At 65.8% G+C, this 22135-nt stretch carries 18 protein-coding genes and 2 tRNA genes; 10 read left to right on the top strand and 10 right to left on the bottom strand.

Going from position 1 to position 22135, the window contains the following annotated elements; all coding sequences use genetic code 11:
* Position 1: 1 nt before the first annotated feature.
* The 5 genes from U1839_RS16515 to U1839_RS16495 form a co-directional block, all read right to left on the bottom strand.
* Entirely contained in the window at positions 2-358 is a 357-nt protein-coding gene (locus U1839_RS16515; protein WP_332804690.1) for a DUF952 domain-containing protein, read from the bottom strand.
* The gene (gyrA, locus tag U1839_RS16510) at positions 355-3105 is read right to left on the bottom strand and encodes a DNA gyrase subunit A (RefSeq protein ID WP_332804689.1); all 2751 of its coding nucleotides are present in this window, start codon (positions 3103-3105) and stop codon (positions 355-357) included. Before gyrA ends, U1839_RS16515 begins: the two co-directional genes overlap by 4 nt.
* Before the next feature lie 107 nt (positions 3106-3212).
* Positions 3213-3806 (bottom strand): hypothetical protein, encoded by a 594-nt coding sequence (locus U1839_RS16505; protein ID WP_332804688.1) that lies wholly within the window; start codon positions 3804-3806, stop codon positions 3213-3215.
* A 64-nt stretch (positions 3807-3870) separates the two neighbouring features.
* Complete coding sequence (locus U1839_RS16500) at positions 3871-4581, bottom strand: SDR family NAD(P)-dependent oxidoreductase (RefSeq protein ID WP_332804687.1); 711 nt, start codon at positions 4579-4581, stop codon at positions 3871-3873.
* Positions 4582-4693: 112 nt separating this feature from the next.
* Complete coding sequence (locus U1839_RS16495; RefSeq protein WP_332804686.1) at positions 4694-5119, bottom strand: hypothetical protein; 426 nt, start codon at positions 5117-5119, stop codon at positions 4694-4696.
* Between the two features lie 276 nt (positions 5120-5395).
* Between U1839_RS16495 and U1839_RS16490 the strand changes: the two genes are divergently transcribed.
* Positions 5396-6679 (top strand): hypothetical protein, encoded by a 1284-nt coding sequence (locus U1839_RS16490; RefSeq protein ID WP_332804685.1) that lies wholly within the window; start codon positions 5396-5398, stop codon positions 6677-6679.
* A gap of 58 nt (positions 6680-6737) precedes the next feature.
* Here U1839_RS16490 and U1839_RS16485 read toward each other — a convergent pair whose 3' ends face one another.
* Positions 6738-7202, bottom strand: a complete 465-nt coding sequence (locus tag U1839_RS16485; RefSeq protein WP_332804684.1) for an Lrp/AsnC family transcriptional regulator — start codon at positions 7200-7202, stop codon at positions 6738-6740.
* Positions 7203-7390: 188 nt separating this feature from the next.
* On the opposite strand from U1839_RS16485, the gene U1839_RS16480 reads away from it, so the two are divergent.
* From U1839_RS16480 to U1839_RS16465, 4 genes are all read left to right on the top strand, one after another.
* The gene (locus tag U1839_RS16480) at positions 7391-9700 is read left to right on the top strand and encodes a sensor histidine kinase (protein ID WP_332804683.1); all 2310 of its coding nucleotides are present in this window, start codon (positions 7391-7393) and stop codon (positions 9698-9700) included.
* A 2-nt stretch (positions 9701-9702) separates the two neighbouring features.
* The gene (locus tag U1839_RS16475; RefSeq protein WP_332804682.1) at positions 9703-10737 is read left to right on the top strand and encodes a polysaccharide deacetylase family protein; all 1035 of its coding nucleotides are present in this window, start codon (positions 9703-9705) and stop codon (positions 10735-10737) included.
* Between the two features lie 18 nt (positions 10738-10755).
* Positions 10756-10829: transfer RNA gene (locus U1839_RS16470), tRNA-Ile, on the top strand.
* Positions 10830-10991: 162 nt separating this feature from the next.
* Positions 10992-11068: transfer RNA gene (locus U1839_RS16465), tRNA-Pro, on the top strand.
* A gap of 85 nt (positions 11069-11153) precedes the next feature.
* On the opposite strand, the gene U1839_RS16460 is transcribed toward U1839_RS16465, so the two are convergent.
* Positions 11154-13376: a hypothetical protein gene (locus U1839_RS16460; protein WP_332804681.1), complete on the bottom strand. Its 2223-nt coding sequence runs from the start codon at positions 13374-13376 to the stop codon at positions 11154-11156.
* 257 nt (positions 13377-13633) lie between these two features.
* On the opposite strand from U1839_RS16460, the gene U1839_RS16455 reads away from it, so the two are divergent.
* Positions 13634-14203, top strand: a complete 570-nt coding sequence (locus tag U1839_RS16455) for a MarR family winged helix-turn-helix transcriptional regulator (RefSeq protein WP_332804680.1) — start codon at positions 13634-13636, stop codon at positions 14201-14203.
* Positions 14204-14211: 8 nt separating this feature from the next.
* Positions 14212-16527 carry a TonB-dependent receptor gene (locus U1839_RS16450; RefSeq protein ID WP_332804679.1) on the top strand — a complete coding sequence of 772 codons (2316 nt, stop codon included), beginning with the start codon at positions 14212-14214 and terminating at the stop codon, positions 16525-16527.
* 247 nt (positions 16528-16774) lie between these two features.
* On the opposite strand, the gene U1839_RS16445 is transcribed toward U1839_RS16450, so the two are convergent.
* Together U1839_RS16445 and U1839_RS16440 are read right to left on the bottom strand one after the other, a co-directional pair.
* Positions 16775-17038, bottom strand: a complete 264-nt coding sequence (locus U1839_RS16445; RefSeq protein ID WP_332804678.1) for a hypothetical protein — start codon at positions 17036-17038, stop codon at positions 16775-16777.
* Positions 17039-17165: 127 nt separating this feature from the next.
* Positions 17166-18566: a M20/M25/M40 family metallo-hydrolase gene (locus U1839_RS16440; protein ID WP_332804677.1), complete on the bottom strand. Its 1401-nt coding sequence runs from the start codon at positions 18564-18566 to the stop codon at positions 17166-17168.
* Between the two features lie 105 nt (positions 18567-18671).
* Here U1839_RS16440 and ettA point away from each other — a divergent pair, with 105 nt between their 5' ends.
* From ettA to U1839_RS16425, 3 genes are all read left to right on the top strand, one after another.
* Complete coding sequence (gene ettA, locus U1839_RS16435; RefSeq protein ID WP_281128152.1) at positions 18672-20351, top strand: energy-dependent translational throttle protein EttA; 1680 nt, start codon at positions 18672-18674, stop codon at positions 20349-20351.
* Positions 20351-20812 (top strand): nucleoside deaminase, encoded by a 462-nt coding sequence (locus U1839_RS16430; protein WP_332804676.1) that lies wholly within the window; start codon positions 20351-20353, stop codon positions 20810-20812. The genes ettA and U1839_RS16430 overlap by 1 nt, the downstream gene beginning before the upstream one ends.
* A 166-nt stretch (positions 20813-20978) precedes the next feature.
* Entirely contained in the window at positions 20979-21734 is a 756-nt protein-coding gene (locus U1839_RS16425) for a class I SAM-dependent methyltransferase (protein ID WP_332804675.1), read from the top strand.
* On the opposite strand, the gene U1839_RS16420 is transcribed toward U1839_RS16425, so the two are convergent.
* Positions 21731-22006, bottom strand: coding sequence for an acylphosphatase (locus U1839_RS16420; protein WP_332804674.1), 276 nt, complete (start codon positions 22004-22006; stop codon positions 21731-21733). The two genes, U1839_RS16425 and U1839_RS16420, sit on opposite strands and share 4 nt — an antisense overlap.
* Positions 22007-22135: the final 129 nt, after the last annotated feature.

The following is a 22135-nucleotide window of genomic DNA, read 5'->3' as shown; positions in this document are numbered from 1 at the left end:
CTCAGCCGGCGACCGGCAGCTTCACCGTGCCATCGGCCTCGCGCTCGAGCGGGCCATAGGCGATGACGGTTTCGAGCAGCAGCGGTCCGCCATAGATGTGCGGGAACAGCGCGCCGCCGCGCGATGCCTCCCATCTCACCGCGTCGCCCAACGATTCGAGATCGACCGCCGCGACGTGCAGATCGCCTTGCCCGGCGAAATGCTTGTCGACCGTCTCGGTCAGCTGCTCCGCCGTCGATAGATGGATATAGCCATCGGCCAGGTCGATCGGCGCGCCAGCGAAGCTGGCGTTGCGTTCGAGCGTCGCCATCTGGTCGCCGGTCAGCACCTTATAGGCGGTGGTCGGCTGCTCGCTCATGCCTCGCTCTCGGGTTCGTCCGGGACAGGGGCCGGGGATACGTCGTCCGGGGCGGCCGCAGCGTCGGTGACGGCTTCCGTCTCGACCTCATCCTCGGCTTCGATTCGCGCCGCCGAGACGACATGCTCATTGTCGGCGACGTCGAACAGCTTCACGCCCGCAGAGCCGCGCCCGATGACGCGCAGCGAGGTCAGCGGCATGCGGATCATCTTGGCCTGGTCGGTGACCAGCATCAGCTGGTGCACCTTGGTCGCCGGGAAACTGGCGACCACGGGGCCATTTCGCTTGATGTTATCGATGTTGGTGATGCCCTGGCCGCCGCGCCCGATGCGGCGATATTCATAGGCGCTCGACATTTTGCCATAGCCATTGGCGCAGATCGTCAGGATGAACTGCTCGTTCGCCTCGAGTTCGGCGAAGCGTTCGTCGCTCATCTGGCGTTCGCGCTCGTCGCCTTCCTTTTCGCCCTTCCACGGTGCGAAGCGGAGATAGTCCTCGCGCTCCTCCTGGCTGGTGCCGACGCGGTGCAGGATCGACAGCGAAATGACCTCGTCGTCGCCCTTCAGCGTCATGCCGCGCACGCCGGTCGAGTTGCGGCTCTGGAATTCGCGCACATCGTCGCCGGCGAAGCGGATCGCCTTGCCCTCGCGCGTGGCGAGCAGCACGTCGTCCTTCTCGTCGAGCAATGCCACGCCGATCAGCCGGTCGCCCTCATCCTCGCCCTCGAACTTCATCGCGATCTTGCCGTTCGACGGCACGTTTGTGAACGCGTCCATCGAGTTGCGCCGCACGCTGCCGCGCGCCGTCGCGAACATGACATGGAGCTTGCCCCATTCCGCCTCGTCCTCGGGCAGCGGCAGCACGGTCGAGATCTTCTCGCCCTCGGCCAGCGGCAACAGGTTGATCATCGGCCGGCCGCGCGTCGCGGCGCCGCCCTCGGGCAGGCGCCACACCTTCATGCGGTAGACCTTGCCGTGGGTCGAGAAGAACAGCACCGGCGTGTGCGTGCTGGTCACGAACAGTTCGGTGACGGCGTCCTCGTCCTTGGTCGCCATGCCGGCGCGGCCCTTGCCGCCGCGTGCCTGCGCGCGGAAGGTGTCGAGCGTGGTGCGCTTGATGTAACCCTGCACGGTGACGGTGACGACCATCTCCTCGCGCTCGATCAAATCCTCGTCCTCGATCCCGTCGGCGGCGGCGGCGATCTCGGTCTTGCGCGGCGTGGCGAATTCGAGCCGCACCGCGGCAAGCTCGTCCTTCATCACCGCGTAGAGCTTGGCGCGATCGTCGAGGATCGCGAGCAGTTCGGCGATCGATTCGGCCAGCGTCTTGAGCTCGTCGCCGATCTCGTCGCGGCCCAGCGCGGTGAGGCGGTGGAGCCGCAGGTCGAGAATCGCGCGAACCTGGATGTCGGACAGGCGGTAGGTGTCGCCAGCGATCTCGGTTTCGATCGCCTCGACCAGCCGGATGTACGGCAGGATCTCGGCGATCGGCCAGTCGCGCGCGGCGAGTGCGGCACGCGCCACGACCGGGCTCGACGAACCTCGGATGATGCGCACCATCTCGTCGAGATTGCCGACCGCGACGACCAGGCCGAGCAAGATGTGTGCGCGCTCGCGCGCCTTGGCGAGCTCGAACTTCGAGCGCCGCGTGATCACTTCCTCGCGGAACTTGACGAACGCCTCGATGATGTCGCGCAGTGTCAGCGTCTCGGGGCGGCCGCCGCGGATCGCCAGCATGTTGGCCGGGAAGCTCGACTGCGCCGGGGTGTGCCGCCACAACTGGTTGAGCACGACCTCGGGAGTCGCGTCGCGCTTCAGGTCGATGACGATGCGCACGCCGTGGCGGCTCGATTCGTCGCGAATGTCGCTGACGCCCTCGACGCGCTTGTCCTTGGCGGCCTCGGCGATCTTCTCGACCAGTGCATTCTTGCCGGTCTGATAGGGGATTTCGGTCAGCACGATCGAGCGCCGGTCGCCGCGCGCTTCCTCGATGATGTAGCGCGACCGCACGATGATCGAGCCGCGCCCGCTCTCATAGGCGTTGCGGCAGCCGGTGCGGCCGAGGATGATCGCGCCGGTCGGGAAATCCGGGCCCGGCACGATCTCCATCAGCTCTTCGGTGGTGATCGCGCCATTCTCGATATAGGCGAGGCAGGCATCGACCACTTCGCCGAGATTGTGCGGCGGGATGTTGGTCGCCATGCCGACCGCGATGCCGCCCGCGCCGTTGACCAGCAGATTGGGGAAGCGCGCCGGCAGCACCGTCGGCTCCTCGCGCGAGCCGTCATAATTGGGCGCGAAGTCGACTGTGTCCTTGTCGATGTCGCTGAGCAGCGCCATCGCCGCCTTGGTCAGTCGTGCCTCGGTGTAGCGCATCGACGCCGGCATGTCGGGATCCATCGATCCGAAATTGCCCTGGCCGTCCATCAGCATCACGCGCATCGCCCAGTCCTGCGCGAGGCGGGCGAGTGCCATGTAGATCGAGCTGTCGCCGTGCGGGTGATAATTGCCCATCACGTCGCCGACGATCTTGGCGCATTTGCGGTACGGCCGGCCGGGGACGAAACCGCCTTCCTGACTGGCATACAGGATGCGGCGATGCACCGGCTTCAAGCCGTCGCGCACATCGGGCAGCGCACGGGCGACGATCACGCTCATCGCGTAGTCGAGATAGCTGGTCTTCATCTCCTCGACGATGGAGATGGGGGAGATATCGGAAGGGTCGGCGAGGACGATCTCGTCGGTCAAAATAAGCGCTTTCAGCTATGTTACGGGATGGAGACAGTCCTAGCCCCACCGGCGCGAAATAGCCACCCCTCGCGCGTACGCGTACGCGCGCACGCGGGCGGCGCGGATCAATGTAGCGCTGTCTCGCACATCCTGGCGACCGTCTCGGGTGAACCGATCCGCGTCGCCAATTGTGTTTCCTGTCCCAGTATCACCGACATGTCGCCGGCCTCGGCGTTGCTTTTGGAGGATCGCTCGAGCCGTTGCACGAATGTGGCGAGCACCGGCTCCCAACGTGCCGCGGGCGCGCCGTCACCGGAGCTGTTTCGATATCCGATGGCAAGGCCGTCGAGCAGCGCGATCGTGCCGGCACACATCTCGTCGCGCTCTGCCGCGCCTGCCGGCAGGGTGCCGGACGCTGCGCCGCCGGCGCGAGGTTCTTCCTTGAGGCAAGTCGCCGCGATGTCTGCTGCGCTCTTCGCGGCAACTGGATAAGTGCCGATCGTCGCCGTGAGGGACTTCACACGCTCGAAGAATGGCTCGTGACCGGGTGCCTCGCGCGCGGCGATCATGATGAAATAGACCGACCGAACGCCATCGGCGAATGCTAGCGTCCCGGCGGCGCGCGCGACCTGGCGTGTGGCCGAGGCGCAGCGCATCGCGCGCTCAACCGTCATCGGCGCTTCCGTCGGGGTTGGCGATTGCGCCTGCGCGGCGAGCATCAACAACAGCGAAATCATGCCTGTCCCCTTAAAGGCCGAGGCAAGGACATAGCTTCGCCGCGCCTTATGGCGCTACCTCTATTCCTTCGTAATCGAACAGTTTTCCGCTGTCGGGCGGGCGCAGTGCGTCGATCGTGTCGAGCAATTGCAGCGCGGCGCGATCAGGGGTGAACAGCGTGCCGGGGCGGACATTGCCCTGAAAGGGGCGCGACAGTCCGGTGTCGACCGTGCCGGGGTGCAAGGCGACGACGATCGCGCGATCGTTGCGGCGCTTCTCCTCGATCGCGAGCGTGCGGATCAGCATGTTGAGCGCGGCCTTGGACGCGCGATAGCCATACCAGCCGCCGAGCTTGTTGTCCGAGATGCTGCCGACCCGTGCCGACAGCACGGCAAGGACGCTGCGTCCACTGCGCGGCATCAGGGGCAGGAAATGTTTGGCGACCAGCGCCGGGCCGATCGCGTTGACCGCGAAGTTGCGCGCGAGCCAGGCGGGGTCGAGGTCACGCAGCGACTTTTCGGGCCCGCGCTCGCCATCATGCAGCAGGCCCGTCGCCACGATCACCAGCCCCGGCGCGGGCCCGCGCGCGATCCGCGCCGACGCGGCGGCAATGCTCGATTCGTCCTCGAGATCGAGGTGATTTTCGTCCGTCGCCGTGCGAGTGAGACCATGGACCGTGGCGAAGGCGCCTTCCTCGCGCAACGCGGCGACGATCGCCGCGCCGATCCCGCCGGTAGCGCCGATCACCACCGCCGACTGTTTGTCCTGCTGTTCCATAACGGCCGGCTAACCGTCGAGCGAGGGGCCGTCAAAGAAAACGGCGCCGCGCGATGAACGCGGCGCCGATGTCGTGATGCGCATGTCGCCCGCAATGCGGGCAGGCTGCGGGCTATTTGCAGGCGGTCTTGGTCGCGTTGCCTGCCTTCGAGCAATTATAGGTAATCGTCTTGCCCGTCTTGGTCGTGGTGGTCACCATCCGGCCGGCCGCGGTCGTGGTGGTTGTGCCGGCAGCGGGCTTGGGTGTCGGCGCCGGCTTTGGCCGCGGAGATGCCTTGGGCGTCGGGGCGGGCTTGGGCGAGGGGGTCGGCTTCGGCGCGGGTGTCGGCTTCGGTGCAGGTGTGGGTTTGGGCGTGGGTGTCGGCTTGGCAACCGGGGTGGGTTTAACCACCGGAGTCGCGCGCGGCTTTGGCGTCGCTCTGGGCGTGGGCGTGGGCTTGGTGGCTGTCGGCGTCGGCTTGGGCGCCGGATTTGCGGCGATCGCCGGCGCGGCGATCAGCGCCCCGGCCAGGATGAGAAGTGAAATCGTCCGTGTCATAGAAGCGTCCTCTCAGAACCCCCCGGCTTCTACCGAGCGCCCGACCTTGTCGCACCGCGCTTGTCCCGTTGGTGGCATCGACATGAAATATCCGTCATCTGGCTGCCATGATCACCCGTCGCGCTTGCGCGATGGCGTCCGCCTCGTTCAATCACGGTTCAGCGCCGCGGCGGCATTCGCATCGCCACGGCCATCGCGTCGCTTGAACCACGCCGTCGGCATGGCTAGAGCGTCGCGGCACGCTGGCGCCCGGCGCCTGATGAGGAGAGTTCCGCCATGAAGAAGGTTTCATCGACCGCGATCGCCGCGGCATTGCTGGTCGGCTTTGGGAGCATTTCGCTCGCCGCGCCGGCTTTTGCGAAGAAGGAAGAAGCGGCGAAGGGGCCCGTGCTGTCCGCCGCGGTGCGGACGCCGGCGCTGGCCGCACAGACCGAACTCGCCGCCGCCACGCCCGATCTCGCCAAGGTCGAGGCGAGCCTCGCCGCCGCCGATGCCGCGGCCAAGACCGACGACGAGCATTATATCGTCGCCACGCTGCGGCTGCAGTTGGTGGGCAGGCAAATCAAGGCCTTGCCGGTTGCCCAGCAAAGCGACGCGCCGTTGGGCGCCCCGCTCGACGCGCTGATCGCCAACCCCAAGACGCCCAAGGACAAGCTCCCGCTTTTCTACAATTATCGCGGTCAGGTCGCTTACAATAGCAAGCAATATGCCCAGGCTGCTTCGATGTGGCTGAAGGCGCGCGAGCTCGGCTACACCGATGCCGACCTGCTGCTCAACATCGCCCGCGCCAAGGTCGAGGGCGGCGACGTCACCGGCGGGATGACCGTGATGCAGGATGCCGTGAAGGCCGAGGAAGCTGCCGGCAAGAAGGCGCCCGAGCCGTGGTATCGTTACGCGATTTCGCGGCTGTTCAAGGCCGGTGACATGGCGGGCACCGACACCTGGACGCGCGCGTGGCTCGCCGCCTATGGCACCAAGGAAAACTGGCGCTCGGCGATCTATACCTTCGGCTTCAACGGCGCCGGCGCCAAGCGCCTCTCCGATCGTCAGCGCGTCGATCTCTATCGCCTGATGAAGGCGTCGGGCAGCTTGGCAGGCCCGCGCGAATGGCTCGATTATGCCGCCTATGCCAAGCGCATCGGCCTTCCCAACGAGGCGCAGACGGTGATCGTCGACGGCCGGGCCGCCAAGGTCATCACCGCCAGCGATGCCGAGGCCGAGCAGGTCCTGCGCGAGGCCAAGGCATCGATCGCTGCCGACAAGCCGCTGGCGGCGCAGGAAAAGGCTGCGACCTCCGCCGCCACCGGCGATCTCGCCAGGCAGGCCGGCGATGCCTATCTCGGTGCAGGCAGCTATGCCAAGGCGATCGAGATGTACAAGCTGGCGATCGGCAAGGGCGGGATCGATCTCGATCCGGTCAATGTACATCTCGGTATCGCGCTGACCCTGGCTGGCAACAAGGCCGAGGCGCAGGCCGCCTTTGCCGCGGTCAAGACGTCGCCCAACGCCGACATCGCCAAGCTCTGGACGACGTTCCTGATCTCGCCGCCGGCGGCCTGATCGTTCGTCCCATGGGATAACAGAAGGGGCGGCCGCGCGGTCGCCCCTTTTTGTGTTATTAGATCGACACCGGGACCCCGGGCAGCGCCTTGGCGGTGCGAATCGTCAGCGACGTCTTGACGCTCGCGACATTGGGCGCCGGCGTGAGATGCGTCATCAGGATGTCCTGGAAGCTTTTCAGGTCGCCGGCGACAATCTTGAGGATGAAGTCGATTTCGCCGTTGAGCATGTGGCATTCGCGCACTTCGGGGATCGTCGCGACATGCTCCTCAAAGGCGGCGAGGTCGTGCTCGGCCTGGCTGCGCAGGCTGACCATGGCGAACACGGTGATCGGATAGCCCATCACCGCGGCATCGAGGTCGGCATGGTAGCCGCGAATTGCGCCGCGCTCCTCCAGCGCACGGACGCGGCGCAGGCAGGGCGGTGCCGTCAGCCCGACCTGTTCGGCCAGATCGACATTGGTCATGCGGCCGTCGCGTTGCAGCAATTCGAGAATGCGACGGTCGATCGTGTCGAAGGCCATTACGTGAAGCTCCCCGGCGCAGCGCTTTTTCGGGCGAAGCGCGCCCGTTCAGCATAAGATAATTGCGAGCGAACGCAATTGTCCCACAATGCTACGTGCCAAAAAGATTGGTTCCGGCCGGGGCCGGAACCGGTTAAGAATTTATTACGACGCGGGTTCGCCGCCGTCGGGCCGAGGACCCCGCACCCGTGCGTTTCGATGACAGTCTGGAAACGGTGCTCGCGGCAGATATCTCGTCGCCGTTCGGCGCGCAGTCGGCCTGGCGACAACTTGTCGATCTGGTCGGACGCGGCCGTGTCCTCGCGACGTCGTCGACGATCGAGCGCTTGCGGGCGATTCGGCCGATGGTCGCGCCCCCGGTGCGCGCTGCCAGCGCGCGCGCGATCGCCGGCGCCAACCCACCGGCAGCCCTGGTGCGCCTGTTCGTCGAGGACGAGATCGCCGTCGCCGCGCCGCTGCTGCGAGTCGTTTCGCTGCCCGCGCATCACTGGGTCGCCATGCTGCCGGCGATGACTCCCACGACGCGCTCGATCCTTCGCCATCGCCGCGATCTCGCGCCGGAGGTGCGGCGCGCGCTGGAAAGCTTCGGCACGGTCGATTTCGTGCTGTCCTCGCCGATCGAGCCTTTGGCGGCGGTCCTGGCGCCGGAAACCGCGACGACGGATATCGCAGTCGAATCGGTGACGCCCGGGCCTGAGCCATTACCGATCGCCTCCGAGGTCGCTGCGCCCGAAACCGATTCGCCGGCGGCGCTGCCCGATGCGCCCGTCGCAGTGCCGGAACCGGTGGTTACCGCACCTGACACGCTGACCTCACAGGCCGCCCCGCCGGTCAATCCGATCGCGGCATTGACGCCTGCGCCCGAACCATTGACGATCGACTGGACCGATGTTGTCGGCCCGATCGCCAGCGATCCTGACGCGGCGCCGACGATCGTCGCGGATGCGCGTCTGATCGGCGAGCAGGCCGTGCCGGCGTTCGAGCCCGACACGGGACGGGCGCCGACGGGAGCAGCGGCCGGGGACGACGCTCGGGTCGATGAACCCGAGGCGGCGGCGGCGCTCGTACCTCCAGCCACCAGTTTCGTGTCGATCGCCAGCGTTGCGCGCGGGTTACCCGTGGTTGCCGAAGCGTTGCGCCGCAGCAGCGAAGCCGCGGTCGAGGTCGTGCGGCCCAGCGATAGCGTCGTGCAGGACACACCGGCGCCGAGCGAGACGGTCGTGGCGCCCGCACATGACCCCGCGCATGACGTCGCCCCGGCGACGGCGGCGATCGTCGACATCGCCGCGCCGCCGATGCCGCCGATGCCGCCGCCCGAGGCGACCGCCGGTACCTTCCAGATTGCCGAACTCGTCGCCCGCATCGATGCCTATCAACGCCAGCGCGAAGACCGACCGGCGATGCCGCTGCCGAGCGCGGGGCCGGAAGTGCAGCCCGAATTGTTCGTGCTCGACCATGCGCCGGCCGAGCATTTCCGCTTCGAAACCGACGCCGCAGGCGTGGTGCGCTGGATCGAAGGCGCGGCACGCGCGCCGCTGATCGGCCTGTCGCTCGACCTCGCGGCGCTGCCGCACGGGTCGCAGGTCGATGGCGTCGCCGCCGGTGCCTTTCGCCGTCGTGCCAGCTTCACTCACGCCCGGCTCGTCGTCGAGGGCCAATCCGATGCGGCCGGTCAGTGGCGCATCTCGGGCGTGCCCGTATTCGATCGCGCGAGCGGTCGCTTCACCGGTTACCGCGGTACGGCGCGACGCCCGCGTGCCGACGAGATGGCCGAGCCGGCGCGCGAGGGACGCAACCCTGCGACCGATGCGCTGCGCCAGTTGGTCCATGAACTGCGCACCCCGGCCAATGCCATTGCCGGCTTTGCCGAGATGATCGAGTCGCAGTTGCTCGGCCCGGTGCCGCAACCCTATCGCGTCCATGCCGCCACGATCCGGAATCAGACGCACGATCTGCTCGGTGCGATCGACGACATCGACATGGCGGCGCGGATCGAATCCGACGCGCTCGAGTTGCGCGCCGCCGACGTTCCCGTTGCGCCCCTGCTGGCGCGTATCGGTGAGGATCTCATGCCGCTTGCCCGGTTGCGCGGCGCCACATTGGCGATCGACCCCGGTGCCGATGGCATGGCGATCGCCGGCGACGATCGCGCGGTCGAGCGCCTGATCGCGCGCCTGGCGGCGACGCTGGTCTCCTCGGCGAGCCCTGACGAACGGATCGCCATCGTGGCGGGCGGCGAGGGCGACCGCACGGTTTCCTTGCGTTTCGACCGGCCGCGCGCGCTCGGCGCCTATGCCGAGGACAAGCTGCTGACGATCGATGCCGAGGTCGAGGCCGAGCGCGAGGGCGCGCCCTTGCTCGGCACCGGCTTCGCGTTGCGCCTGGCGCGCAATCTCGCGACCGAACTTGGCGGCACGCTGACGATCGGCGAGGATCGCTTGACTTTGCGGCTCCCCGCCGCCTTCCTGCCGCAGGTGGAGCAGGTTTTCTCGAACTGATCGTGGCGACGCCGGCAGCGCCTGAAACGGGGTACGTCGTACCGCCACCCGATCCCGCGACCTTGGTCGTCTGGCCCGACGATTTCGGCACGCGTTTCACCGTGTTCGTCGATACCGAAGAGGAGTTCGACTGGCACGCCCCGCTGAGCCGCGATACGCACGGCACCAGCGCGGTCGCGGCGCTCCCCGAGGCACACCGTCGCTTCGCCGATCACGGCGTGCCGCTGACCTTCATGGTCGATTATCCGATCGCGACCGATCCGCGCGCGGTCGAAGCGCTGCGTGCTGCGCTTGCTGACGGCGTGTCGGCGATCGGCACGCAACTGCACGCCTGGGTCAACCCGCCCTTTGATGAGCCGCTGTCGCCCGCCAACAGCTATGCCGGCAATCTGCCGGTGACGCTCGAGGCGGCCAAGCTCGATGCGCTCGGCGATGCCATCACCACGGCGTTCGGCGCCGCGCCGCGCGTCTATCGGGCTGGGCGCTATGGCATCGGCCCCGCCACATTGTCGCTGCTCGCGGCGCGCGGCTATCGCATCGATAGCTCGATGCGCGCGCGCTACAGCTATGCCCGGGATGGCGGCCCCGATTTTGGGGCGATCGGCAATCAGGCGTTCCGCGTCGGCGACATCGTCGAGTTGCCGCTCACCACGGTATTCACGGGTCGCGCCGCACGGGGCGGGGGGCGACTTTACGCGTGGCTCGGCGCGATACCCAAGGGCAGGGGGCTGTTCGCGCGCGCCGGGTTGTTGTCGCGTGTCGCGCTCACCCCGGAGGACATGCCGCTCGACGACGCGCTCGAGGCGGTGGCGGTGGCGGTCGGCGAGGGCGTGCGCGTGCTCAACTTCTCGTTCCACTCGCCATCGCTCGTGCCCGGGAACACGCCCTATGTTCGCGATGCCGCGGATCTTGCCGCCTTTCACCGCTGGTGGGATCGCATCCTTGCCGATCTCGCGCGACGCGGCGTCCGCGCCGCCGCGCTCGATGAACTAATCGCGGCGAGTGCGGCCTTGCCAGCGACGCCGACCATCCGCTAACCCGCTGCGACGCGCGGGGGGCCTGTAGCTCAACTGGTTAGAGCTGGCCGCTCATAACGGCTAGGTTGCGGGTTCAAGTCCTGCCGGGCCCACCGCGCGCTGGGGCCATCAGTGGCACTGCTGCACCGGCCGGTACGATGTGAGTCGGCCGCTGCGAGCATCACGTTGTGCAATCGGGTCCCGCGCTCATTTCGCCCGATGTTGCCATCGCGCTTGCCATCCGCCCCGCATCATCCTAACCGCCGCATCGACCTCGGGGAGTGGCGCAGCCTGGTAGCGCATCTGGTTTGGGACCAGAGGGTCGCAGGTTCGAATCCTGTCTCCCCGACCATAACGCTTTTCCGACGGTGGCGGGAAAGTGAGGAATGCCTGAAAGGCACAAGCGGGCAGGGCGGTGAAGGCGACGCACCTGCTGGTCAGCTCTTCATCTCGTCGTCGTCGACCTGTAGCTCGCCCTCGCCCTCGCCCTCGCCCTGCGGGTTGGACAGGAAATCGACCGGCGTCTCGGCATTGTTGGTGGTGGCCAGCGGCGTGCGTTTGCGCTTGCCCAACGTCACCTCCGGAAGATCGTCGTCGACACCGGTATCGACCTCCTGCTCGATCTCGATCTGCCCGGTCGGGGCGACGGGGTCCTGCCCGAGATCGGGATAGCGTAGGAGCAGCGCTTGCTGCTTGCGCTGCAGCTTCTCGATCTGGATCTGCATTTTTGCATAGCGCGTCGCGGCCACGCTCCTCGGCAAGCTCGTGATCCGGTCGACTTCGCGATGGACGTCGTCCTCGCCGTCCGAGAAGATCTCCAATCCGTCCTCGGTCGCCTCCGCGCTCTTTTTGTCATGGACCTGCATCATCTTGGCCGAGATGAAATGCGACAGGTCTTCCTTCGCGACCGGCTGCTTCGGTGCGGTGCTGCTCCGGTCGCGCTTCCTGCGCTTCTTCGGCGGCTCGGCGGTGCCCTGCTCATTCTCCGCGTCGCTCTCCGCAGCCTCGCGCTCGGCCGCCATGGTCGTGAAGAGCGAGGGATCCAGTTGGAGCATGGAGTGAACCTTGCGGATCTGGCCCAGGTTCGAGGTCGCGCTGGAAATGGCGAAGGGGTTTTCTTCCTTGCTGTCGAGCAAGTTGCCGATCGTCATATAGGGTTTCTTGCGCTCGAACGAGGTTTCGAGCTTGGTGGCGCGGTTCTGGCTGGGCAGGGCGCCGAAGGAATGTTCGCCGCCCCGACCGCCGACGAAAAGCTGCCGATAATCCTCCTCGGTCTTGACCTTGCCCAGCAGGTGCTCCGTGAGCGCGCTGTTGCCCGGGAAATCGGTGATGTCGGAAATCAACACGGTGGCGGCGGCTTCCACGCCGTCGTTATACGCCTCCTCGTCCATGATGTCCTTGCGCGGCTTTCCCTGGAGGCCGGCAAGAAAGCTGGCTTCATTGTCCTTATGGTGCGCCATGAGGACTGCCAGTTCCTCGGTTTTCAGGTCTTTGCCGCCCGTTCGGCTCACGCGCGGGTTTATGCGCACGCCCTTCGGCTCGCTTTTTGCTGCGTCCTTCTTCTTTCCTCGGCCACGCCTGGGCGCCTTCGTCGTGGTTACAGGCGAATCGCTGTCGGGGACCTGCAGCGTGCTCGTCGGCGCGTCGGTGATATCCAGCGTGGGGGCCTGCAGCGAAGGCGATGGCGGCGTGAGCGAATCCTGAGGTGTCACGGTTGTCCCGGAATCCTGCTCCTTGAGCGGCGTCGACTCGCCGCCCGTCCGGTCGAGCCGCACGGTCAGACCGAGCCCGAGATGGGAGTACGGGAACTGGTTTCCCTTGCCGGGACCGAAGGTCGTCTTGTCGACGACCGACTTTTCCGCCTCCGACTGCGCATAGACGGTGTGAAGCATCTTGAGATATTGCGGGTCGTCGTCCTGCGCCTCGAAGACGGGCGCGGTTACGCGCTTGCGACGCTCGCCGACGCGCTCCTGCCACGTGGGATCGAGCCGGAAGGCAAAGTCATAGTTTTTTTCCCCCGACAGATTGATCGGCTCGAGATCCTGCTGGGGGGCATTGTCATTGTCGATCGTGAACGCGTCGTCCTGTCCGGATCCCTCGGGAGATATCTCGCCGCTGACCAGGTCGTATGATTTGTTCCGCGGCGATATATTGTAGATTTTCGTGCCGGAAATCACAGGTTCCAGGGTGTAGGCGTTCTTCGTTAGATGTTTTCTTGCAATATATTGAATTTGTGTTTTGTTATTAACGACTCTTTTGCCGTCGCCATTATCGCCGATCACGCGCTGGACGACCGTCGCTCCACCCAAACGCGACACGGCGACGGGTCGGGCAAGCGGCGCGGCGGGCGGCGGCATCGGCGGGCGGTTCGCGGCGTCCGCTTCGCGAGCCATCGGGTGATCGTCGTCGGCCCGGGCAGCGGCGAGCTCGTGCGCGGGTTTTGAGTGGATCGCCGCTGCCGCCGGCCGCTGGGCGGGCGCGCGGGCGGCGAGCTTTTCGCCGAGCGCGCGCAACCCCGTGACCGGCGGCTGTCCGTTCAGTTCGTCGCCGGTGCGTAGTAGTTGCCTCACCTTGGTCGTTGCCGGAGTTGGGCCGCCGGTGGGCAGCGATGGAGACGAATCGGCTGGCACCATGCGGTTGTGTTCGACGTGCTGGGCCATGGGCTCTTCTCCCGGGCGGCGCGGTCAATGCGGCCCCGCCAAGATGCGTCCGGAGTGACGCCTTTGTCAAAGAGCGAGAAGGACTTAAGTCCGGACGCGAGGCGATGGGGTCCATCTTTCGATAGCGCGGTGGCGCGCATCATCCCGTTATCATCGAAAATCATGATCTCGATGGCACGCCTCCCACGAGCGGCAGCCCAGCGCGCCTCCTAATTGGCGCGGCTCAAAGGTGTCAGATCACGTCTTGCGATAATAGTATGGCAGGCGTACTGTTATGTTACAGTGCGACTTGTGCGGCCGCTTTTTTTGGGGGGATGGGAATGGCATGGCGCGCCCGCTTCGGTGACGATGCTTTTGGCGTGATCGCCCATCAGGTCGGGTACCAGCTGCGCCGGCTCGATCTGCTCGCCATGGGGTTGTTGTGGGATTTTCTGACCCCGCTGGGGGTAACGCCCGGGCGGGCGACGGCGCTTGTGTTCATCGGCGAGCATGAGGGTTGCGACCAGGTGGCGCTCGCGCGGGCGCTTGGTATCAACCGCGCGAGCGCGATGGCCGCCGTCAACGAACTGGTCGCGCTGGGCGCGGTCGAGCGGAAACCGGGCCGCGACCGTCGCAGCAATGCGTTGCACCTGACGCCCGCCGGCGTCGCGCTGCGCGCTGATGTCGAGGCGGCGATCCTCCATCACGACGCAACCGTTTTCGGAGGCCTTACGCCGGAAGAGCGCGAGGCCTTCCAGCACACGATTCACAAATTGCGGGCGCTCAACGCCCAGGGCGCGTCCGTCGAACCGCGAAACAAGCGGGCATTGTTGAGGAGGATCAAATGAGGGAAATCATGTCGACACCATCTATCGCCCGGCTGCTCGCCGGAGCCGCGCTGCTCGCCATTCTGCCGGTCGCCGCCCAGGCCCAGACGACGCCCACCGGCCCGGAAACGACGGGAGCCAACCCCGCCACGCCCGACGCCACTACCACCGAGGGCGATATCCTGGTCACCGCGCGGCGCCAGTCCGAGCGGTTGCAGGACGTGCCGATCGCCGTCACTGCGTTCAGCGGCGAGGCGCTGGCCAGCCGCAGTGTCGATACGCTCGACCAGATTGCCAAATATACCCCCAATATCCGTTTCGATGGCGCCGCGGCACTGTCCGGCGGCAATTACAACGCCACCGTGTTCATCCGCGGCGTCGGCCAGAACGACTTCGCGATCTTCTCGGACCCGGGCGTCGGTTTCTATGTCGACGACGTCTATTATGCCCGCTCGATCGGCAGCGTGCTCGACGCGGTCGATCTCGACAGCGTGCAGGTGTTGCGTGGCCCGCAGGGCACGCTGTTCGGCAAGAACACCGTGGGCGGCGCCGTGCTGATTACCACCGGCCAGCCCGACACGACGCGCTTTTCGGGCAAGATCGAAGGGACCTATGGCAGCTTCAATCGTATCGATGTGAAGGGTTACGTCAACATTCCGATCGTCTCCGACCGCGTGGCGCTGCGCATATCGGGCGCGACGGTTCACCGCGACGGCTATGTGAAGCGGCTGCTCGACGGCGGCACCGAGGGTAACCGCAACGCCGATTCGCTGCGTGCCAAGCTGCGCATCAAGGCGACCGACGATCTGACGATCGACATCTCGGGCGACTATACAAGGGCACGCGAGAATTCGGCGCCATCCAAGCTGATCGCGGTCGCCAACGCACCGGGCATTACCGGCACGCCGTTCCTGACCAACTACAATGCCTATATCGCGCCTGGTCTCGGCATTACAGCGCCCAACGGGCAGAAGACGCTCAACGCGTCCTTCATCACCAGTGATCCGTTCACCACCTATGCCACCGGCCGCAACCGCAACGACCTCGATCTGTGGGGCGTGCAGGGCGTGATCCGTTATGGCATCGGCAATGCCGAGCTCAAGTCGATCACCGCCTATCGCGACATGAAGGCGGGGTTCAACCGCGACGGCGACAACACACCCTTCACCTTCCGCGAGACCGTCAACGACGACAAGCAGTGGCAGTTCAGCCAGGAACTGCAACTGACCGGCAAGGCGGTCGACGACCGGTTGAGCTATGTCCTGGGCGGCTATTATTTCAAGGAGAAGGCGTCCGACATCGCCCGCGCCGATCTCGCGCTCGGGCTCCAGCCACCCGCCGCGCTGACCCCGCCCTACACGCCGGCGGTGTTCATCCAGAACTATACCGACAATTACAGCTATGCGTTCTTCGGCCAGGCCAGCTTCGAGATCGTACCCCGGCTGAACATCGAGGTCGGCGGTCGCTGGAACAAGGACCACAAGATCTTCATCTCGATCAACACCCGCCAGCGCGACAATGTCCAGTTCATCAACGTCACGCGTGCGGCAAGCTGGTCGGCCTTCACCCCGCATGTCGGCGTGAACTTCAAGCCCAACCGCGACATCCTGCTCTACGCCAGCTTTTCCAAGGGCTTCAAACAGGGTGGGTTCAACGGCCGCCCGCTCGCCAGCGCCGATGAGGTCACCGCCTATGAGCCCGAGACGCTCGACAGCTATGAGATCGGGATCAAGGCCGATCTGCTCGATCATACGCTGACCGCCAACCTTGCCGGCTTCCATTCGATCTACAAGAACATCCAGCTGACGGTGAACCAGACCCCGCTCAACTTCGTCGCCAATGCCGCGGCGGGGAAGATCGACGGCTTCGAACTGGAGCTGATCGCCCGGCCGGCGCGATGGTTCAAGGCCAATGCCTCGCTCGGTTATCTCGACGCGCGCTACACCTCGGTCGGTCAGGGCCTCGGCCCGACCCAGATCCTGCCGATCACGCTCGCCAGCAAGTTCGTCAAGACGCCCAAATTCACCGCCACGGCGGGCGTCGAGATCAGCCACGACTTCAATGGCAATGGCAACCTGTCGCTGCGCGGCGACATCACGATGTACTCACGGATCTACCAGGACGTGGCCAATACCCCGCTCATTACCGAGCCGGGCTATGTGCTGGTCAATGCGCGGCTGACCTATGCGTTGCCGGGCGATGCGATCCAGTTCTCCGCTTTCGTCACCAATCTCACCAACGCGCTGTACCTGGCATCGGGCAACGCCAGCAGTTCGTTCGGCCTGGCCGAAGTGAGCTATGGCCGGCCGCGCGAATGGGGCATTTCGGCCAGCTATCGCTTCTGATGCAAGTTTGCCGCCCGGCCGCTAAACGGTCGGGCGGCGGTCCCCTGGCAGAGCGTGGTGTCGCGTCGCCGCGGGATATCGTTCCTGTCAGCTATTTGTGTTGCATGCTGCTCGTGGTGACGGCGCGATCGCGCGCGAAAGGCCTGATCGCTTCGTGCCTGACGCTGTGACAACAAAAAAGGGCGCTCCCGCAGGAGCGCCCTCGTTTTGAAGCAACCAGCCGGGCGACATGCGCCCGGCAAGCGGCTCACTTCATGTTGTCGATCTTGGCGTCGGCAGCGGCCTTAACATTGTCGGCAGCGGCATGCATGTTGTCGGCAGCGGCAGCGGCGTTCGACGTCATCGCGTCGGCGGCGTTGTCCGCACCGGCGACGATGTTGTCGGCGGTCATGTCGAGGTTGCTGGCCATCATGTCCGCGTTGTTCTCAACGGCGGCGGCTTCAGGCGACTTGTTGCAGGCGGCCAGAGACATCAGGCCGGCGGCAGCAGCGATAAGAACGATCTTCTTCATCAGGAGCTCCCAAACAGGATTATCGCGGCCGACCCGAGTGCCGTCGCGAAGCGCAGGCAAATAGCGTGCTCCCCAGACCCGTCAATCATCAAATTGTCGCAATCCCGCCGGGTTGCCGCCACCCGGTTCACGGTTTCGGGGTTACGGGACCGATCTCTTCCGGCGCATTGGCGACGATTGCGAGCATCGCCGTCCACGCCGCGACGTTCTGCGCCAGCTGTGCCGGGTCGATGCGGTCGAGCGTGTCCTCGGGCGTATGGTGCCAGTCGAAATAGCGCAGCCCCGACTGGTTGAGATCGATCGCCGCGACACCCGTCTTGAGCGTCGGCTCGACATCGGTGCCGTCTCCGGCCACCGCCGTCCCGCGCACGATCCCCAGCGGCGCCAGCGCGACCGCGAGGCGATCGCCGACCGCCTTGGCACTGTCCGGCAGGTTGACGTTGAAACGCCATACCCGGTCGGCGCCGAAGTCCGATTCGGCGGCCAGCGCATGGCGCTCGCCGGCATGGGCCTTGGCATAGGCGATGCCGCCGAAACCGCCGGTCTCCTCATCGCCGAACCATACGACACGGATCGTCCGGCGATGCTTGCCATCGGCGTGGACCAGCCGTGCCGCCGCCGCGGTGATGGCGATGCCGGCGCCGTCGTCGATCGCGCCGGTGCCGAGATCCCAGCTGTCGAGATGCCCGCCGACCAGCACCACGCCCGCCGCCGGGTCGGTTCCGGGCAGTTCGCCGACGACATTGCCCGACGGACCCTCGCCGAGTTGCTTCGGCGTGAGCGTCAGGTGCAGCGTCACCGGCTTGCCGAGCTTGACGATACGTTCGAGATTTTCGGCATCCGCCACCGACAGCGCGGCGGCGGGAATCGGCGTCACGCCGCGGGCGAAATTGGTGTTGCCGGCATGCGGCCCGCGCCCGTGATCGGTGCCGATCGAGCGAATGACGATCGCCGCCGCGCCCTTGCTCGCCGCGATATTCGGACCAACGAAGCGCGCCATGCCCTGGCTGCCATAGCTCGATCCGTCCTGGGTCGGCTGCATCGCGTTGGAGACGAAGGCGATCTTGCCGGCGAGGCTGCCGGCTGGTGCGAGCAGCAGGTCGTTGAAGCTGGCGAAATAGGCCACCGGCAGCGTCACACCTTCGGGCGGCGTCGCACCCGAATTGCCCAGCGCGGTCAGCCGCAGCGGCTGGGGGAAGGGGGCAACGACCTCGGCGGTCTCGATCCCGCGCTGCCAGATCGGCAGCGTGAACGGTTCGATCCTGACATTCTGGAACCCCAGCGCCTTCATCTTCGCCACCGCCCAGGTCCGGGCACGTTCCTCGGCGGCCGAACCATCCGGGCGTGGGCCGACCTCGGTCGTGACGCTCTCGACGATGGCATAGGCGGTGTCGTCGCTCAGTGCCTTGTCGCGCAGCGCCGCGATTCGCGGGTCAGGCGCGACCGGCGTCGGCATCGTGCGCTGAGCCAGTGCGGGGGAGGAAAGGGCGAGGAGGGCGGTAGCCGCCAGCAGGGGAGATGTGCGCATCCCGTGCTGACTAGGGTGCCGCGACGGGTTTGCCAATCGGCCTCGCGCCCACTACATGCGCGGGCGAAACATCCCGACATTCAAATCTCCCGGAGCGCTGCGAAGATGGCCGTTCAATATAGCTATGTCATGAAGGGCCTGACCAAGACCTTCCCCGGCGCGCCCAAGCCGGTGCTCAACAACATCCACCTGCAGTTCTTGCCCGACGCCAAGATCGCGATCATCGGGCCGAACGGCTCGGGCAAGTCGACGCTGATGAAGATCATGGGCGGCATCGACCCCGATTTCGTCGGCGAGGCCTGGGCCGCCGAGGGCATCAAGGTCGGTTATCTGCCGCAGGAGCCGCAGCTCGATCCCGACAAGACGGTGATCGAGAACGTCAAGCTCGGCGCCGGCCCGGTCGCGCTGATGGTCGAGCGCTTCAACGCGATCACCGCCGAGATGGGCGACCCGCAGGACGACACCGATTTCGATGCATTGATGACCGAGATGGGCGAGCTGCAGGAAAAGATCGACGCCGCCGATGGCTGGGCGCTCGACAGCCAGCTCGAACAGGCGATGGAGGCCTTGCGCTGCCCGCCCGGCGACAGCCCGGTCACCAACCTGTCGGGCGGCGAGAAGCGCCGTGTCGCGCTGTGCAAGCTGCTGCTCGAAAAGCCCGACATCCTGCTGCTCGACGAGCCGACCAACCATCTCGACGCCGAGAGCGTCCAGTGGCTCGAAAATTACCTCAAGGAATATACCGGTAACGTCATCCTCGTGACGCACGATCGCTACTTCCTCGACAACGTCGTCAACTGGGTGCTCGAGCTCGATCGCGGCCGCTATTACACCTATGAGAGCAACTATTCGGGTTATCTCGAAAAGAAGGTCAAGAGGCTCGAGCAGGAAGAACGCGAGGAGCAGGGCAAGGCCAAGGCGATCGCCGACGAGCTCGCCTGGATGCGCCAGACCCCCAAGGCCCGCCAGACCAAGTCCAAGGCGCGTATCCGCGCGTTCGACGAGTTGATGGAGAAGCAGGAAAATCGCTCGGTCGGCAAGGCGCAGATCCTCATCCAGCTGCCCGAGCGGCTCGGCGGCAAGGTGATCGAGGCCAAGGGCCTGACCAAAGCCTATGGCGACAAGCTCCTGTTCGAAAATCTCGACTTCGTGCTGCCGCCGGGCGGTATCGTCGGTGTGATCGGCCCGAACGGCGCCGGCAAATCGACGCTGTTCAAGCTCATCACCGGCCAGGAACAACCCGACAGCGGCACGATCGAAGTCGGCACCACGGTCAAGCTCGGTTATGTCGACCAGAGCCGCGACGACCTCAACCCCAACAACAATGTCTGGGAAGAGATTTCCGACAAGCTCGAAATCTTCCGCTTCGGCAAGCAGGAGCTCGGCACGCGCGCCTATGTCGGCGCCTTCAACTTCCGCGGCCAGGACCAGCAGAAGAAGGTCGGCCAGCTGTCGGGCGGTGAGCGCAACCGCGTCCACCTCGCCAAGATGCTCAAGGAGGGTGGCAACGTCCTGCTGCTCGACGAACCGACCAACGATCTCGACGTCGAGACGCTGCGCGCGCTGGAAGAAGCCCTTGAAAGCTTCGCCGGCTGCGCGGTGGTGATCAGCCACGATCGCTTCTTCCTCGATCGTCTCGCCACCCACATCCTCGCCTTCGAGGGCGACAGCCATGTCGAGTGGTTCGAAGGTAACTTCGAAAGCTACGAGGAAGACAAGCGCCGCCGCCTTGGCGATGCGGCCGATCGTCCGACGCGGCTGGCGTACAAGAAGCTGACGCGCTGATGAGCGACGCGACCGGCTTCGCGGTTCGCCCGGAGCTGGTCGCGCGCTGTTACGAACTCGCCCGCCAGAGCTACGTTGAGGGCGGCTTGCCGATCGGCTCGGTGCTCGCGCGAGGTGCCGAGGTGATCGGCGAGGGGCACAACCAGCGCGTCCAGCAGGGCGACCCGATCGCGCATGGTGAGATGGATTGCCTGCGCAATGCCGGCCGCCAGGCCAGTTATGCCGGCATGACGCTCTACACCTCGCTCAGCCCGTGCATGATGTGCGCGGGGACGATCGTGCAGTTCGGCATCCGCCACGTCGTGATCGCCGAGAACGCCAATTTCGGCGGCAACGAGGATTTCCTGCGTGAGCGTGGCGTGCATGTCGACATTGTCGATGACCCCGCCTGCACCGCATTGATGGCGCGCTTCATCGCCGAGCAGCCGGCGCTGTGGCATGAGGATATTGCGGTCGATTGACCTTAGCACTGCCTCGCGATGCGAACCGTCGCGGCCGGGACTTTGCATCGACCACAGCGGCATCTAATCTCCCTGCGATTCGTCGAGCGTCTTTCGACGATTTTGCCTTTGAAAAGCAGGCGGCGCGGTTGGAGCGCCGGTGAGCCTGCAGAAGGAGAGGACGTTCATGCGTCGTTTGCCCGCCGCCATCCTGGCGACCGTTCTGGCCGTCACCCCGGTCACGCTGTTCGCCGCGTCGGATGGCATTCCCGCGGTGATCGCGCGCGCGGTCGCCGATCCGTCGCGGCCAAGCGATGAGCGGGCTACCGACGCCAACCGCTTGCCGGCGGAGACGCTAGCCTTTGCCGGCGTCAAGCCCGGGATGGTGGTCGGCGAATTCTATCCCGGTGGCGGCTATTTTACCCGCATGCTCAGCGACGTAGTGGGGCCGTCCGGCCATGTCTACGGCATCGAGAATGTCGTGTGGAAGAGCTCGTACAAGGCCGATCTGGCCTTGCTGGCCGACGGCAAGATGAGCAACGTCACCATGTCGGCGCGGCCGTTCGGCACGGTCAATTTTCCCAAGCCGCTCGATCTGGCGTGGGTGACGCAGAATTATCACGATCTCAAGATCGCCCAATATGGCGTCGTCGACACGATCGCCTTCGATCGCGGGGTCTTCGCCGCGCTGAAGCCCGGCGGGACCTTCATGGTGCTCGATCATGAGGCGCCGGCCGGGCTGGACGACGCTGGGATCGCGAAGCTCCACCGCATCGAAAAGGCCCAGGTCATTCGCGAAGTGACCAGCGTCGGCTTCAAGCTCGTCGCCGAGGGCGCGTTTCTGCACCGCGGCACCGACGACTACAGCCTGCCGATCTTCGACAAGAAGGTGCAGGGCCATACCGACCAATATGCGCTGCGGTTCGTCAAGCCGCGACGCTAGACCGTAAAGCGCTTGGTGAAGCCCTTCACTGCCTTTTCCTGGGTGACCGACAAGGCCTCGACATGTTCGACCTCGGCAAGGCGTGGTCCCGAGCGTAGTGCGTCGAGCAGCTTGCCGAGCGCGACCTCGTCGCCGTCGGCCAGCACCTCGACGCGTCCGTCGCTGAGGTTGCGCACCCAGCCGGTCAGGCCCAGTTCGCGCGCGTTGCGCACCGTCCAGTCGCGATAGCCGACACGTTGCACCCGGCCGCTGACCAGCAAACGCTGCATCATCCCCATTGCCTCATACCAACGGCCTTAAAGATTGACCTGTGCCCAGCTTCGCGTTGTGACAGAAGCAACGCGGGCGAGGTCGTTGGCGAAGAAATTCCAGGCATCGCAACATTTTGAGACGACATGATC

It is taken from the genome of Parasphingomonas halimpatiens, from assembly GCF_036663795.1.
In the GTDB taxonomy this organism is placed as follows: domain Bacteria; phylum Pseudomonadota; class Alphaproteobacteria; order Sphingomonadales; family Sphingomonadaceae; genus Sphingomonas.
Note: the sequence above shows the minus strand (reverse complement) of the source record. Positions and strands in the feature narration are given on the sequence as shown.